This is a genomic window from Vibrio sp. 3-2(1) (genome assembly GCF_963887575.1).
GTDB lineage: Bacteria > Pseudomonadota > Gammaproteobacteria > Enterobacterales > Vibrionaceae > Vibrio > Vibrio anguillarum.
This window is the reverse complement of record NZ_CAWPGB010000022.1, coordinates 214595-229110: the sequence shown is the minus strand read 5'-3', so window position 1 is coordinate 229110 and position 14516 is coordinate 214595. Positions and strand designations below refer to the sequence as shown.

The 14516-nt window shown below is 44.4% G+C and carries 10 protein-coding genes; 7 read left to right on the top strand and 3 right to left on the bottom strand.

The window, feature by feature from the left end:
• Nucleotides 1-95: 95 nt before the first annotated feature.
• Nucleotides 96-731 carry a pyridoxamine 5'-phosphate oxidase gene (gene pdxH / locus AACQ79_RS09190; protein ID WP_013868203.1) on the top strand — a complete coding sequence of 212 codons (636 nt, stop codon included), beginning with the start codon at nucleotides 96-98 and terminating at the stop codon, nucleotides 729-731.
• Between the two features lie 39 nt (nucleotides 732-770).
• Here the strand turns inward: pdxH and AACQ79_RS09185 are convergent, their stop codons facing one another.
• The 3 genes from AACQ79_RS09185 to AACQ79_RS09175 form a co-directional block, all read right to left on the bottom strand.
• Nucleotides 771-1487, bottom strand: coding sequence for a helix-turn-helix transcriptional regulator (locus AACQ79_RS09185; protein ID WP_017044931.1), 717 nt, complete (start codon nucleotides 1485-1487; stop codon nucleotides 771-773).
• A gap of 310 nt (nucleotides 1488-1797) precedes the next feature.
• Entirely contained in the window at nucleotides 1798-3618 is a 1821-nt protein-coding gene (locus tag AACQ79_RS09180; protein ID WP_170898975.1) for an SUMF1/EgtB/PvdO family nonheme iron enzyme, read from the bottom strand.
• A gap of 156 nt (nucleotides 3619-3774) precedes the next feature.
• Entirely contained in the window at nucleotides 3775-4878 is a 1104-nt protein-coding gene (locus tag AACQ79_RS09175; protein ID WP_026028446.1) for a PEGA domain-containing protein, read from the bottom strand.
• 426 nt (nucleotides 4879-5304) lie between these two features.
• Between AACQ79_RS09175 and AACQ79_RS09170 the strand changes: the two genes are divergently transcribed.
• The 6 genes from AACQ79_RS09170 (at nucleotide 5305) to AACQ79_RS09145 (ending at nucleotide 14373) form a co-directional block, all read left to right on the top strand.
• The gene (locus AACQ79_RS09170) at nucleotides 5305-6129 is read left to right on the top strand and encodes an AraC family transcriptional regulator (RefSeq protein WP_017042345.1); all 825 of its coding nucleotides are present in this window, start codon (nucleotides 5305-5307) and stop codon (nucleotides 6127-6129) included.
• A 291-nt stretch (nucleotides 6130-6420) separates the two neighbouring features.
• Complete coding sequence (gene putA, locus AACQ79_RS09165; protein ID WP_170898974.1) at nucleotides 6421-9543, top strand: bifunctional proline dehydrogenase/L-glutamate gamma-semialdehyde dehydrogenase PutA; 3123 nt, start codon at nucleotides 6421-6423, stop codon at nucleotides 9541-9543.
• A gap of 21 nt (nucleotides 9544-9564) precedes the next feature.
• Nucleotides 9565-10263, top strand: a complete 699-nt coding sequence (locus tag AACQ79_RS09160) for a 1-pyrroline-5-carboxylate dehydrogenase (protein ID WP_170898973.1) — start codon at nucleotides 9565-9567, stop codon at nucleotides 10261-10263.
• 68 nt (nucleotides 10264-10331) lie between these two features.
• On the top strand, nucleotides 10332-11822 hold the full coding sequence (gene putP, locus AACQ79_RS09155; protein WP_017044927.1) for a sodium/proline symporter PutP: 1491 nt from the start codon (nucleotides 10332-10334) through the stop codon (nucleotides 11820-11822).
• 215 nt (nucleotides 11823-12037) lie between these two features.
• Entirely contained in the window at nucleotides 12038-12265 is a 228-nt protein-coding gene (locus AACQ79_RS09150) for a hypothetical protein (protein WP_017049358.1), read from the top strand.
• Nucleotides 12266-12483: 218 nt separating this feature from the next.
• Nucleotides 12484-14373, top strand: a complete 1890-nt coding sequence (locus AACQ79_RS09145) for a methyl-accepting chemotaxis protein (RefSeq protein WP_013868194.1) — start codon at nucleotides 12484-12486, stop codon at nucleotides 14371-14373.
• Nucleotides 14374-14516: the final 143 nt, after the last annotated feature.

Genomic DNA, 14516 nt, shown 5'->3' with positions numbered 1-14516 from the left:
TTTAGCTGTGAATTACTGATTTTGTTGAACCTTAGCACTCTTGAGTTATGACGATGATAGGCGCACAATCGTCAAAAATTTCATAAGGAGCAGAGATGGAACTTTCAGACATCCGCCGCGAATACATAAAAGGCGGTTTAAGACGCAAAGATTTGCTTTCAAATCCCATTGAGCAGTTTAACCTTTGGCTGCAACAGGCCATTGATGCCGGTCTTACCGATCCCACGGCGATGACAGTGGCAACGGTTGATGAAAATGGACAACCTTTCCAACGTATAGTGCTATTAAAAAATGTCGAAAAAGACAGTTTTGTTTTCTACACCAATTTAGGCAGTCGCAAAGCGCAGCATATTGAACACAACAATAAAGTCAGCTTGCACTTTCCTTGGCACCCATTAGAGAGACAAGTGCACATCACAGGAACGGCTGAAAAATTGTCGGCTTTTGAAAACATGAAATATTTTACTTCTCGTCCTAAAGATAGCCAAATTGCCGCGATAGCGAGTCGCCAGAGCAGCCGTATCTCAGCACGTGGTATTTTGGAAGGTAAATACTTGGAGTTAAAAAAGAAATTTGAACAAGGTGAGATCCCAGTTCCGAGTTTTTGGGGAGGATATCGCGTTAAAGTTGAATCGATAGAATTTTGGCAAGGTGGTGAGCATCGTTTGCATGATCGCTTCTTGTTTACGCAACATGATCAACAGTGGGACGCTGAACGTTTAGCACCATAAGGCCTACTTGTTAAAAGTCAGTCGCAATGAATGCCTCATTTATATGGGGCATTCACTATTGAGTACCACGGATAATTGCGTTTTGAGCAAGGTCTTGGGGATGTTTGAGCCATAACCTTGGTCTAGAGCCATATCGATAAGTTGCTCTTTACTGTGGGCTGCAAATTTATGTCGCAATTTTGCTTCATAGCCTTCCACGGTTTTTATCGAAATCTTCATCACCCGAGCAATGTGTTTGGGCTTTTTTCCATAAAGCAGAAGAAAAAGAACCTCAGATTCTCTTGTGGTTAGGGGCCCGGAAATGGGCTCTAGAACACCCGCGGAATGCTGTGTGGTCGTTAAACCTGTTGCCCGACATATCCAATGGCCTACTTCCAAAATCGCGGTATCAGTTAGCTCTTGCCCGAAAAAAATTGTACCTTGAACCTCACCTTGTGCGTTGAACCATGGGGTTTTGGTGAAAATATGAGCGCGCCAAGAACCGTCAGCATAGGGGTGGATATCCAGCACTTTTAACGGTTTTTTTGTGGAGATTACACATCGATCTTGTTGCTGGAATTCTGCGGCGCAAGCGGTTGTCGGGCTTGGCATTTCAAAGTCAGTTAATCCAATGCACTGTTTTGCATCACTAACACCAATTAATTTGCCATAAGCATTGTTTGCGTAAACAAAAACCGAATTAAGATCTTTGCAACCCCAATATCCCGGAAGCTGTTGAAACAATGAAATTTGTTCTGCGCTGAGGAAATTGACCATAGCGGGTTCTCCTAACAATGATATTGATATAATACCAATGGCATGGCGGGTTGTAATCCATAGCGGCATTTGAACATAAAAAAAGCCAGCCTGAAGAAGGGCTGGCATAAATACAAGAATTGCTTCTTGTCGACGTGTAGAAGAGGTTCTATGAATGCTGCGAGGGTGTTGCAAATTCATAGGGATACCACATGGATATCAAATATCAAACGTGTTTGATATTCAACACCACTTTAGACGACGAGAGTGCAATAACAAAGGGGGGAATTCCCCCCTTTGTTATATAAATGGCTGAGCTAGTTCAGCTTACCTAAAGTTCCCTAATGACCCTGAAGCCAACATAATTTGCAGAAGTAGCAGGAGCAATAAACAAATTACCATAAGCCGCCGCCGTTGCAGGGGAGAAGCTCCATGCTCCACCTTTTGCTTGACCCCTTGAGTCATTTGTCCATTCCCACACGTTACCGACAACATCATAAAGGCCTAGGCCATTGGGAGCGAAAGACTTCACAGGAGAGGTACTTTTATTTGACCAAGGTGTACCACTCCAGCCAGTATTCGCTTTCCCAGTTCCGAAATCATCTCCCCACCAATAGTCTGTTTGTGTACCAGCGCGAGCGGCAATTTCCCACTCTTCTTCAGTCGGCAAACGGTATTTATAGCCAGTTTCCTTACTTAGCCAGCGAGTGTAGGCCTTCGCATCATTTTGGCTAATACACACCACTGGCGAGTTGCTCAACTGCTTAAAACCTGGGTCGCGCCAATAGCTACCTGCAATCGGGGTAATTTCAGATTCGGCGACTGCTGTGCATAGTTTTTGTAGCTCAGCATCAGTTTGGTAGGTGGTTTGATTCACGAAGGTTTCAAATTGACCCACAGTTACGGGGGTTGAACCAATTGCGAAAGCATGATCAAGGAAAACTTGTTTCGATGCGTGCTCGCCAATCAAATATTCGCCTGAGATCAAAGTGACTAACTCAGGAGCTTTAATATCCCCTTTGAGGGAATCCGCAAATTTATGGCCAGGTTTAAGTAGGTTGTCTTTTTCTCGTAGGTTCGCTCTTAATGTATGATCTGAGGTGATTTTCAGCTCTTGATTAAATGAGTAATACCCTTCTTTCTCAATCGTAATCATGTGCGGTCCCACTGGAAGCATCACTTCGACGGGAGTACTACCATAGTTTACATTGTCGATAGAGACTTTATCACTGTATTGGTTCGAGCGAATCGATAGGGTAACCCAAGCAATTTCTTTCTGTTTTTCTGTATTGGCTGAGTATTCGCCTGGGGCGAAACAGTATTGTGATTCGACATTCAGCAACCGGCATGGTGTGTTTTCATCCGGTCTTGCATCAAGCTGAACATCTAGTACGGCTTTGTACTTATTGCCATTGTAGAAACCTGAATCTACGGCTTTATGGCGCAGTACATGAATATTAAAAGAGACATTGGCCAGATGTTGTTGGACGAGCTTGGCCTCACTTGTGGCCTCTATTAACTTGGTTTGATACTGGTTTACCGCTTTCTGGAGCGCTAAGTCAGTGGTCTGTTTCGAGCATTGAGCCAATGTCATATCGGCACTACAAGCGTTAGTAAAGCTAACTTTCTCGGTGCTACTCTGTTTGAGTTCATCTCTTAAGCGCTCAACTCGCGCGCGTAATTTATGCTGTTCTAGCTCATTGATATTTTTGCTGACCGTGTTCTGCTCGGCCCTTTTTTGTGCCAGCAGTGCTTCTGACTCTTGGCGTTTTTGTTCAGCTTCTAAACGGTTTTTTTGATTCTGCTTTACATTAGCCCAAGCCGCTTGGTAGGCATTTTGTGAAGGCATGATGTCCAGTTCAGGATCATCAATCATTTTCATGTAATCGCGTTCTAAGTCAGTTTTTGCTTTTGCAAGTGCCTTATCAAAGAGCTGGGCTTGCTTTGTTAGCCTGTCTAACTCACTGTTGTGGTTGTTCACAACCACTTGTTGTTCATGGGTGGCCTTCTGGGCTGCCTGTAATTCGGACTGTTTAGTAAACAACGCATCATCAATGGCAATTACTGAGGAAGGCGTTCCTTCTGCCATCGTCGATGTTGCCACTAAGCAAGGCGAAAGTGCTAATAAGAGAGCGGGTAAACCTTGTCGCATTATTATCTACTTCAGTTAAGTTATTAGTTCATTGTGTCTATTCTAAACGAAAACACCATTTTGTCTGAAGTCATCTTTCAATAACTTAATGACAAAATGGCGTTTTAACCGCATCTTTGTGAATTACGACAGAAAAACAGAGTTTTTTTGAGGTAATTAACCCTCTTTATTCGGTCTTAGCTTTATCCAAACCGTATCATTGCCGTTAATTGTTAATACCCGGTTGTAGGTTTCGTAGCCATCTTTAGAGACGGTAACTTGGTGGCGGCCATTGGGCAAAACAATCTCAACAGGTGTACTGCCGTAGTTAATACCGTTGATGGTTACGGCATCGTTGTATTGATCCGACCTTACGGTCACATTTGCCCACTGTTTGTCATTTTTTTGCGTACCTTCAGACACGCCGCCTTTCAAACAGTATCGAGTTGACACGTTAAGCAGTTTACACGCAGCCACCGCTTCTGGTTTCGCTTGAAGCTGAGCTTGCATTTGGGTGAAGTATTCGTTGTTGCCTTCAAAACCACTGCGAATAATTTGGCTATCTTGTACATGGATATTAAGTTCCACGCCTTTCAGGTTTTGCTTGGCAATGACCGATTCGGTTAGGTCATCAAGCAACTTGGCCCGAAACGTTTTTACTGCTTTTTGTTTGGTAAGGTGCTGTCCCTGATTTGAACACTCACCGAGTGTCATTGTCGTTGAACAGGTGGTTTTATAGCCAGTTTCAAGAACACTACTTTCACGCAGTTCGGCTTCGAGACGTTTGACCCTAGCTTCAATGCGCGACTCTTCGAGGTTCGCATACTCATTACTGAGACGAGCTTGCTTCTGTTTGATTTGAGACAAGCGCATTTCAACTTCGGTCATCGCTTGATTATTCTCAAGGCCTTCAGCTTGGTTCTGCTTCACTGATGCCCATGTTTCTTGGTACTTCTTTTGAAACGAAGCTAAATCTGTGTCTGGATCATCTAAAAGACGGCTATATTGTTTGTCCAAAGCAGACTTGGCTCGATTGCGTTTAGCATCAAGTTCTTCACTTTCTCGTTTAATACGAACATGTTCATTTTTAAGTTGTTGAAGCTTGGCTCCCTCTGCTTCGTATTCTGCAGAAATCGCGTCGATTTCCGTCTGTTTAGTAGTCATTTTTTCATCGATAGCGGTGACAGGATCTACCTGAATAACTTCTTCCGCGTACACCGATGCAGATACCCAAAAAGGGCTTAGCGCAAGCAATAGCGCTGGGATGCGACGTGTGATCATAGGTCCCTGCAACAAATTAACGTTTAACCACAAAAGTGGGAAAGACAAACTTTTGACAGCTTTAATGGATAAGCTGTATTCATAATGCAAAATTTATTCCGAACAATAGCAAAATTCACTGAAATCTATTACTAGGTGACTGATTTTGTAAATTTTATAATTGTGCATCTTCATTTTGAGCCTAATAGCGAAATATGCAAGTCTCTATTTTCGATCTATTTAGGGGTTTTGGGATTGAACACACATTGACCGTAATTTATGTGCACTTGATCATTGTTCCGTTTTGAAAAATCGATCTCATTTCACCCCTAAACTTAAGCTTCATATGCACTTTGATGTTTAATTTTTAAAAAAATACAGCTTTGTTTTCGCTCCTGATAGTTTTGTTATAACATCAGCTTCTAACCTCAACCATGATGCAGCAATATGAGTGACTTTTCTTCGGCTAAGCTATCTAACTATCAACAAAATGACAAAGTTTTGTCGCCTAGGCCGGCAGAGTTAGTGACATTACCCTCGTACATGGAGTGTCATGATCATAGTTATACCCAAGTCGTTATCGGATTAAAAGGCCAAGCTGAGTTTGAAGTACAAGGTGTAGGCAATTTGGTGGGGCCGGGGCAAGGTTGTGTCGTTACCTCTGGAACTGGCCATGCGTTTGGTGGCGTCGTTGGGCAGTCGGATATTTTAGTGCTTAATCTTCCAATCTCCTGTGGAGATGACCCTTTGCTTCTACAAAAAATGAATGAGCTGTCGAATGCGGATATTTACTTTCAACTGGATGGACAAATCCAAAAGCTGATCCAATTGCTGGTTAAAGAGATGCAATCGAGTCCTGATGATTTACTGTTGAGCCGTGCCTGCAATGACACCGTGATGGCATTACTGCAACGTCATATTTCTGTATTTGAAACGCATCGCAAAGAATCTCGTTTTGATCTTGAAGCGATTGATCGTTATATCGATCTGCACCTTGGTCGTAAAATTTCAGTCGCTCAATTAGCGGGCCGCGTTTATTTAGGTGAAAGCCAATTTCATATGTTGTTCAAAGAGCAAATGGGGATCACGCCTCATCAATATTTGTTAGGTAAACGAATTGATATGGCAAAAGATTTGATTGAGCAAGGTTGTTTGAGTTTTGGTCAAATTGCGGAATTAACAGGCTTTTCTGGACAAAGTACCTTCACTCATTCATTTACTCGCTTGCAAGGTATTTCTCCATCGCAATACCGAAAATTGTGTCGTCGCTAATTCTTTATATCCCTGCCTCTTTTTTGTTTGTAATTCCCACATCATTTTTATATTGCTTGCCTTGACCTATCGGCAACACGTGCATCTTTGGTTAAATTTTGGAAACAATGTTGCTGTTTTCTGCTTTGTACATGATGTCAATTGATGTGATTGTGTTTTTATTTTGTTAATAGCCAGAGTTTTTAGCAAAAAACTCGGAGTTTTTGACAAGTATTCTTCTCGCGCTCAAAATACACTGCCAGCCATTGCAGGAAACCCGACCTTTTTCGGGAGTGAGATTGAGGAAAACGCATGTTTACAGCAACAGATGTGTTGAATGCAGAGTTTATCGAGCAACCGCTTGATAAGCTGTGGTCGCTGATCTCTCCACTTTATATGGTGGACGAATCTCAATGGCTGAAGCAGTTATTACCGCTGGCAACAGCTACAGAATCAGAAAAATCGGCGATATTAAATAAAACAACCCAGTTAATCGAAGCGATCCGAGCCGACAAAAAAGCGGTGCAAATGATCGATGCCTTATTACTTGAGTACAGTTTAGATACGCAAGAAGGTATTTTGTTGATGTGTTTGGCTGAAGCTCTGATGCGCATTCCCGATGCGGAAACCGCGGATGCTTTTATTAAAGATCGCCTCAGCGTTGCGGATTGGAAATCTCATCTGAAAAATTCTGACTCTGTCTTTGTCAATGCGTCCACGTGGGGGTTGATGCTGACTGGTAAAGTGATTGGCCTTGCTGATGTGGATACGACTAGTCCAACGCAGGCGGTTAATCGTCTAGTGAATAAGCTTTCTGAGCCAGTGATTCGTAAGGCTATGCACCAAGCGATGAAGGTGATGGGCCACCAATTTGTGCTAGGCCGAACCATTGAAGAAGCACAAAAAAATGGCCGTCCTATGCGTGATAAAGGCTATACCTATTCATTTGATATGCTCGGTGAAGCGGCGTTAACCACGGCCGATGCCAATAAATATTTCAAAGATTATTTGATGGCGATTGAGGCGGTTGGCCGCGAGAAATATGGCTTATCAACCAGCCCGGCACCGTCCGTATCAATCAAGCTTTCTGCATTGCATCCGCGTTATGAGGTGGCTAATCAAGAGCGCGTGCTGAGCGAGCTTTATAGCACACTGCTACAGCTTTTAGCCCGTGCTATCGAGCTGGATGTGGCGATCACTATTGATGCAGAAGAAGCAGACCGTTTAGAGCTGTCATTAAAGCTATTTGAAAAGATATATCGCAGTGAGCCCGTGAAAGGGTGGGGGAAATTTGGTTTAGTTGTACAAGCTTACTCTAAGCGCGCTTTACCCGTTTTAGTTTGGCTTAATGGGTTGGCGAAACAGCAAGGTGATGTGATCCCACTGCGTTTAGTCAAAGGGGCGTATTGGGATAGCGAAGTGAAGTGGTCTCAGCAAAGTGGCTACAGCAACTATCCGGTATACACACGTAAAGAAGCTACTGATGTAGCCTATTTGGCTTGCGCTCGTTTTCTTTTAAGCGAGGGTGTTCGTGGTCATATTTTCCCTCAATTTGCCAGTCATAATGCACAAACCGTGACCGCGATTGCGGTGATGTCACAACACAAAGATTTTGAGTTCCAGCGTCTGCATGGCATGGGTGATGCTCTTTATCATCATGCAATGAAAGCCTATCAACAATCGGTGCGAATTTATGCTCCAGTAGGTAGTCATAAAGACTTACTGCCTTATTTAGTTCGTAGATTGCTTGAAAATGGTGCGAACAGTTCGTTTGTGCATCGTTTAGTCGATGCTCGTTGTCCTATTGATACGTTAACGCAACATCCTGTCGATATGTTGCTCTCGTTTGATTCTTTACCAAATACCAAAATCCCTTTGCCACCGCATATCTTTGCCGAGCGCGTTAATTCCTATGGCGTCAATATTGATATTGAAAGTGAGGCAACGCCTTTTGAAGCGAAAGTAGAATGTTGGCTCAGTAAACAGTGGCATGCTTCTCCTATCATCAATGGTGTTGCTCTACTCGAAAGCATGATCAAGGCAGGGGCATCGCCGGAAGTTGTGACTGCGCCGTATGACCGTAGGAAGCATGTTGGACAAGTGGTATTTGCCAACCTTGATCATGTTTCCGAAGCTATCTCAATAGCGGAGCAATCCTTTGCTGCTTGGAAGCAAGAAGAGCACAGCGTTCGCGCGGGCAAACTTGATAAACTTGCTGATTTACTCGAAGAGAACTTGGCTGAACTGGTCGCCATTTGTCATCACGAAGCAGGGAAAACCATTCACGATAGCATTGATGAAGTCCGCGAAGCGGTAGATTTTTGTCGCTATTACGCCAAACAAGTTTCCGCGTTAACACCCTTTGAAGTGACGAGTTTTGATAATGAAAAGCGTAAAGTGAGCCGTGAAGGTCGCGGTGTTTTCGTGTGCATTAGCCCATGGAACTTCCCTCTTGCGATTTTTCTTGGGCAAATCACGGCAGCGTTAGTGGCGGGTAATACGGTCGTTGCCAAACCCGCAGAACAAACCAGTTTGATTGCTTCGCGTGCCGTGGAACTGATGTTGGAAGCTGGCTTTCCTGCTGGCGTTATCCAATTGTTACCTGGACGTGGTGCAGAAATTGGCAGTGCGCTGACTTCTCACCCTGCCATTGCAGGTGTCGCGTTCACTGGATCAACGGCGACCGCGCAACGTATCAATCAAGCTCTCGCTCAACGTGACGCCGCGCCAGTGCCGTTGATTGCAGAGACGGGGGGACAAAACGCGATGATCGTTGATAGTACGGCTTTACCCGAGCAAGTGGTGAGAGATGTGATTCGTTCTGCCTTTGCTTCGGCCGGGCAGCGCTGCTCTGCATTACGAGTGCTATTTGTTCAACAGGATATTGCCGATCGCATCATCAGCTTGATTCATGGTGCGATGAATGAGCTCAAGATTGGTCTTCCTTACCTCCACAGTACAGATGTCGGCCCTGTTATTGATGAAAAAGCCAAACAAAAGTTGCTCTCTCACATTGAACAGATGACCAAGACACAGACCAAAGTTGCGCAATTAGAACTCAGTTCGGAGTGCCAACACGGCGATTTTGTACCGCCAGCGGCTTTTGAAATTTCAGATATTCACTGCTTAACCGAAGAACAATTTGGGCCGATCTTGCATATCGTGCGCTTTAAAGCGCGTGAGCTGGCCGATGTAGTGCAGCAAATTAATCAAACTGGTTTTGGTTTAACCATGGGGATCCATAGCCGCAATGAAACGACGTATCGTTGGATAGAAAAACACGCCCGAGTAGGTAACTGTTACATCAACCGTGATCAAGTGGGTGCGGTGGTGGGCGTGCAACCATTTGGTGGGCAGGGGCTTTCTGGTACCGGACCAAAGGCAGGTGGCCCACATTACTTATACCGTTTTACTCAAACTGAATTTTCTCAGTAATAAAGGCTCAGGAGAATTAGCATGGTTCATCAAGTAACACGTTTTTCTGACGCTTTTTCAGCATGGGAAAATTGGAATATCACCGATTTTGATTCTAAATGTGAGTGCTTACTTTCATTTAAAAATCTACTAGAAAGCGCTATGCCACAACTGGCAACAGTGATTTCTTACCATCTTCATCAGGCATCGGCGCTGTTGGCGCATTCGCATCAATTGATCGGTTCTACTGGAGAAACCAATGAGCTATACACCGCAGGTCGGGGCGTGGCTGTGATCATCCAAGGTGAACACAGTGATAAAGCGCAACAGGCGGTGGCAGCTCAGCTTTGTGCCGCTCTTGTGGCAGGCAATAGCGTCGTCTTATGTAGTGACGATGCGATGTTGATTCGAACACTGCAAGCGGCATTTGAGCAGTCAACACTCCCTACTAATCTCATTCAGTTTACGTCTTTTGATGCTTATCATCCGTTGATGGCGTCGGACGTTCGAAGTGTAGGTTACGTTGGGAACACTTCGGTTGAGCGTAGCCTCAACCGTCAGCTAGCTGATCGTAATGGTGCGATTGTCAGCCTAGTTTCTGAAACGGACTTGAGCGCGATCCCCGTGGCTCATGATCCTCACTTATCGTTGCGCTTTATTACCGAGCGTACTCGCACAATAAATATAACAGCAGTGGGTGGTAATGCGACCTTGCTTGAGCTTGGTAGCGAAACCCATTAATCCTTTCTGTTTTATCCTCTTCTTTGGAAGAGGACATGGAAGGCGATCTTTTAAAGAGGACAAACACAATGGAAAATAGCTTTGCTATTACAACCACCTTTATCCTGTATCTTATTTTGATGCTGGCTATTGGTGTGGTTGCATACCTTCGAACGAAAAACTCCGCAGATTATTTCTTAGGAGGGCGATCACTGGGCCCTTGGCCTGCGGCTTTATCGGCGGGTGCATCTGATATGAGCGGTTGGTTATTGCTCGGTTTACCTGGTTACGCGTACGCCGCTGGTATTGAGGCTTTCTGGCTAGCGGGTGGCTTATTATTGGGCACATGGGCGAACTGGTTAGTGAATGCTAAGCGCTTGCGCACTTATAGCATCACGACAGATTCATTAACATTACCTGAATTTTTATCACGCCGTTTTAATGATAAATCTAAACTGATTCAAACCATTTCAGCCTTCTTTATTTTGCTGTTCTTCCTCTTTTATACCAGTTCTGGCCTTGTGGCTGGCGGTAAATTATTTGAAACGGTATTTGGTTTAGATTATTCAACCGCAGTTATTATTGGCACCATTTGTGTGGTGTCTTATACACTGTTTGGTGGATTTTTAGCCGTTTCTTGGACTGACTTAGTGCAAGGCCTATTGATGGCAGCGGCATTAATGATTGTGCCCATCGCGGCAATCAACGGTGGTTTGGGTCAACTGAGTCAAGATCTATCCGCAATAAACCCAGAGCTACTAACGCTATGGCATGATGTGAAAGGTGAGCCGTTAACGGGTGTTGCCATTATCTCATTAATGGCATGGGGGCTTGGTTATTTTGGTCAACCCCATATTTTGGCACGCTTTAAAGCGTCTCGTTCAAATAAAGATCTCACCACTGCACGTCGTATTGCGGTCATTTGGACCGGTTTATCCATGGCGGGAGCCTTGTTGGTTGGCTTAGTTGGGCTTGTTTATGTGACTAACACCGGTTCGCTGGAGCTGGCAGATGGTGAAAAAATCTTCATGCTGCTAGTGAATGCGATTTTCCATCCAGTTATTGCAGGTATTTTGCTTGCGGCTATTCTTGCGGCAATTATGAGTACCGCTGACTCGCAATTATTAGTTTCTTCCTCTGCGTTAGCGGAAGATTTTTACAAGCAAGTCATCAAGCAAGATGCAACGTCGGAGGAGATAGTTCGTGTTGGCCGCTTTGCTGTGATTCTAATTTCTATCGTTGCGTTAGTGCTGGCCATGACACCAGATAGTTCCGTGCTCGGCTTAGTTTCGTATGCATGGGCGGGCTTTGGCGCCGCATTTGGCCCTGCAGTGGTATTGAGCCTTTATTGGTCTCGAATGAACCGCAATGGTGCACTAGCCGGCATTATTGTTGGTGGCGTGACAATTGTGGTTTGGAAACAACTGTCTGGCGGTTGGTTTGATGTGTATGAAATTGTTCCTGGGATCATTTTCTCTGTACTTGCGATCGTTGTGGTGAGCTTAGCAACAGCTGAACCCGAAGAGAGCGTGAGAGCACAGCACGTGACCTTTAAAAAGCAGCTGGTTGAACTAGATTGATATTCATACTGTTGTTTAATAGCTAGCCCCTTTCTGAGGGGCTTTTTTGTACAGGTTAGATTGTGTAGTGTGCTTAGCAGAAAATAAGGAGATTGGGATGGACGTTTTTTGAAGATAGCTCACGAAACACACACTAAAGTTTGAGAAAAATGAACCTGTAGGCGCAAAATGTGTCAATTATCAATAATGATGCAAATTGTAGGGATTATTGGACCATGTCAAAAGCTTATTGCACCTGCTGTCGTAAAGAGACACCACATAAAGTCGTGATGAAGCGCTGTCAGTCAGAACCTTGTTCAACGTGGCAAGGTGTTCAAAAGTTTTTTGCGCTCATTATACAAGGTGAACCTCATTACAAAATGGAAAAGCAAGGTTTTTGCCGAGTATGTAATCACCCATCAACATTAAGCCACACTGACTTCTCACGCGTCCGCGTTTTCTAAATACTTCCAGCACTGCGCTAAGGTTTTTGGCGTAGTGCGCCTCTCGCTCAAAAGATAATTTTGCTTTTATTCGGCTGACTAAGTTTGATTTAGCGCACATTCACGTACCGTTCTATTGCACGAGTGTCAAGTATTGGGAACTTAGGCAAAGTAATAATCCATAGTTGTAATACTCTCAAGCCCATTACTTTGGTGAACAAGCTTCAAGGAGCATTGCAATGCAATTGAGTTTAAAGAGAAAAATGGTGTTCTCTGTAGTTGCTGCTATTACATTGACAGCCGCTGCATTGGTTATGGTTGGCTATCAAACCTTTAAAACCGATAGCTGGAGAGCGATTGAGAGTGAAGCGCGTAATACATTACAGGCTCATGCAAAAGGGATTGGTGACTGGTTTAATGGTAAACAAAAAACGCTGCTAGGATTAAAAAACGAAATTGAGCGTAATCCACAATTAGACATTGTTCCTCACCTACGCCAAACCTTGGAGTCTGGTGAGTTTGGGCTGAGTTATTACGGTAATGAACAGGGCGATATGATCCGCAATGACGGATCGCGTAACCAAAATGGTTATGATCCCCGCGAGCGTGGTTGGTATAAAGAAGCCAAAGTCGCGGGTAAACCGATCACAACCGCCCCCTACGTCAGCGTTACCATGCAAACCTTAGTGGTGACATTGGCAGAACCTGTCCGTCAAAATGGCCAACTGATTGGCGTTGCCGCTTCCAATTTAGCTTTGGGTAAATTGATCAAGGACGTTTTAGCCATTGAGGTTCCCGGGAAGGGCAATGCTATTTTGGTGAATACCAAGGGACTAATTGTTGCCCATCCCAATCAAGAGCTTATTTTAAAACCTACCCAAGAGATGGCCTCACAACTGACCATTCAAAGCATATCAGAGGCGGCAAATTCTCAATTACCACTCTTTGTTGATATTGATGGTCAGGCCAAAGTATTGATGGCGCAAAGTATTGAACATACCGACTGGCTGTTGGTTATGGTGATGGACAAAACGGTTCTTGAACAGCCACTCAATGACATGCTATTGAAACAGAGCTTGATTGGCTTGATGATTTTAGTGATCTTGGCATTAGCGACCTCATGGTTCGTCGCTCGTCAGTTGAATGAGTTGAGTAATATTGCTCAAGCTTTGTCAGATATCGCCGAAGGTGATGGCGATTTAACCCGTCGTTTAGCCGTTCGCAGCGATGATGAAGTCGGTATCTTAGCGGATAAGTTCAATAAATTTGTCGATCGCATCCATGTCATGGTGCAAAGCGTGCGTGATGTTTCCGTTTCCCTTAACCAAGGAGCGACACAGGCCGCGAGCTCAGCCAGTCAACGTAGTGAACGGATTCGTACTCAACAAGATGAAATTACTATGGTTGCAACTGCGGTAACTGAAATGGCGTCTGCGACCGCTGAAATCGCGGGCAATGCTGATAATACCGCTAAAAATGCCAATGAATCGGTTGAGCTTGGTGCACAAGGCTATCGCCAGATGCAGCAAAGCAAACAGTCAATCAATCAGTTAGCACAAGAGCTTAGCAGTGCTGTGGGCATCATTGGTGAATTAGAAGTGCACGCTAATGAGATTTCAACCATTCTGTCGACCATTCGCTCGATTGCAGAGCAGACAAATTTGTTGGCCTTGAATGCGGCGATTGAAGCGGCGCGCGCCGGAGAGCAAGGTCGTGGCTTTGCGGTTGTAGCTGATGAAGTCCGAGTGCTTTCTCAGCGTACTCATGCCTCTACCGAGGAGATCCAGTCTAAAATTTCCGGTTTGCAAAAGGTAACGACCAATGCTGTTTCTGTCATGACGGAAAGCCATAAACTGGTCGAAACAAGTGTGCAAGATGTGAACCATACAGGAGAAAGCTTACACGCAATCAGCGAAGCCATTCAGATGATCAGTGATATGGCGACACAAATTGCATCAGCAGCAGAAGAGCAATCTTTGGTGACAGCGGATATTAATGGCAACACCGAATCGGTACGTGAAGTCAGCGACCAACTCGCCAGTGATGCGCAAAATGCAGTGCAACAAGCTCATGAAATGCACCGTTTAGCGAATGAGTTAGATAAAGAAATTTCTCGTTTCAAACTGTAATCATCTCAACATACTCAAAGTAAAGAGGCGATAAATAGATTACAACCAAGAAAGTGGGTGCTTGCTCACTTTCTTTTCCTTTTTTCTCCTCAGTCTTTTTATTCTAACGTTCCCCTATTCTATGTGATTTATATCACAATGCC

What these genes read in the sequence shown, in the direction of transcription:
- pdxH (WP_013868203.1), top strand. Translation starts at nt 96, where the DNA reads ATGGAACTTTCAGACATCCGCCGCGAATACATAAAAGGCGGTTTAAGA.
- AACQ79_RS09185 (WP_017044931.1), bottom strand. Translation starts at nt 1,487, where the DNA reads ATGGTCAATTTCCTCAGCGCAGAACAAATTTCATTGTTTCAACAGCTT.
- AACQ79_RS09180 (WP_170898975.1), bottom strand. Translation starts at nt 3,618, where the DNA reads ATGCGACAAGGTTTACCCGCTCTCTTATTAGCACTTTCGCCTTGCTTA.
- AACQ79_RS09175 (WP_026028446.1), bottom strand. Translation starts at nt 4,878, where the DNA reads ATGATCACACGTCGCATCCCAGCGCTATTGCTTGCGCTAAGCCCTTTT.
- AACQ79_RS09170 (WP_017042345.1), top strand. Translation starts at nt 5,305, where the DNA reads ATGAGTGACTTTTCTTCGGCTAAGCTATCTAACTATCAACAAAATGAC.
- putA (WP_170898974.1), top strand. Translation starts at nt 6,421, where the DNA reads ATGTTTACAGCAACAGATGTGTTGAATGCAGAGTTTATCGAGCAACCG.
- AACQ79_RS09160 (WP_170898973.1), top strand. Translation starts at nt 9,565, where the DNA reads ATGGTTCATCAAGTAACACGTTTTTCTGACGCTTTTTCAGCATGGGAA.
- putP (WP_017044927.1), top strand. Translation starts at nt 10,332, where the DNA reads ATGGAAAATAGCTTTGCTATTACAACCACCTTTATCCTGTATCTTATT.
- AACQ79_RS09150 (WP_017049358.1), top strand. Translation starts at nt 12,038, where the DNA reads ATGTCAAAAGCTTATTGCACCTGCTGTCGTAAAGAGACACCACATAAA.
- AACQ79_RS09145 (WP_013868194.1), top strand. Translation starts at nt 12,484, where the DNA reads ATGCAATTGAGTTTAAAGAGAAAAATGGTGTTCTCTGTAGTTGCTGCT.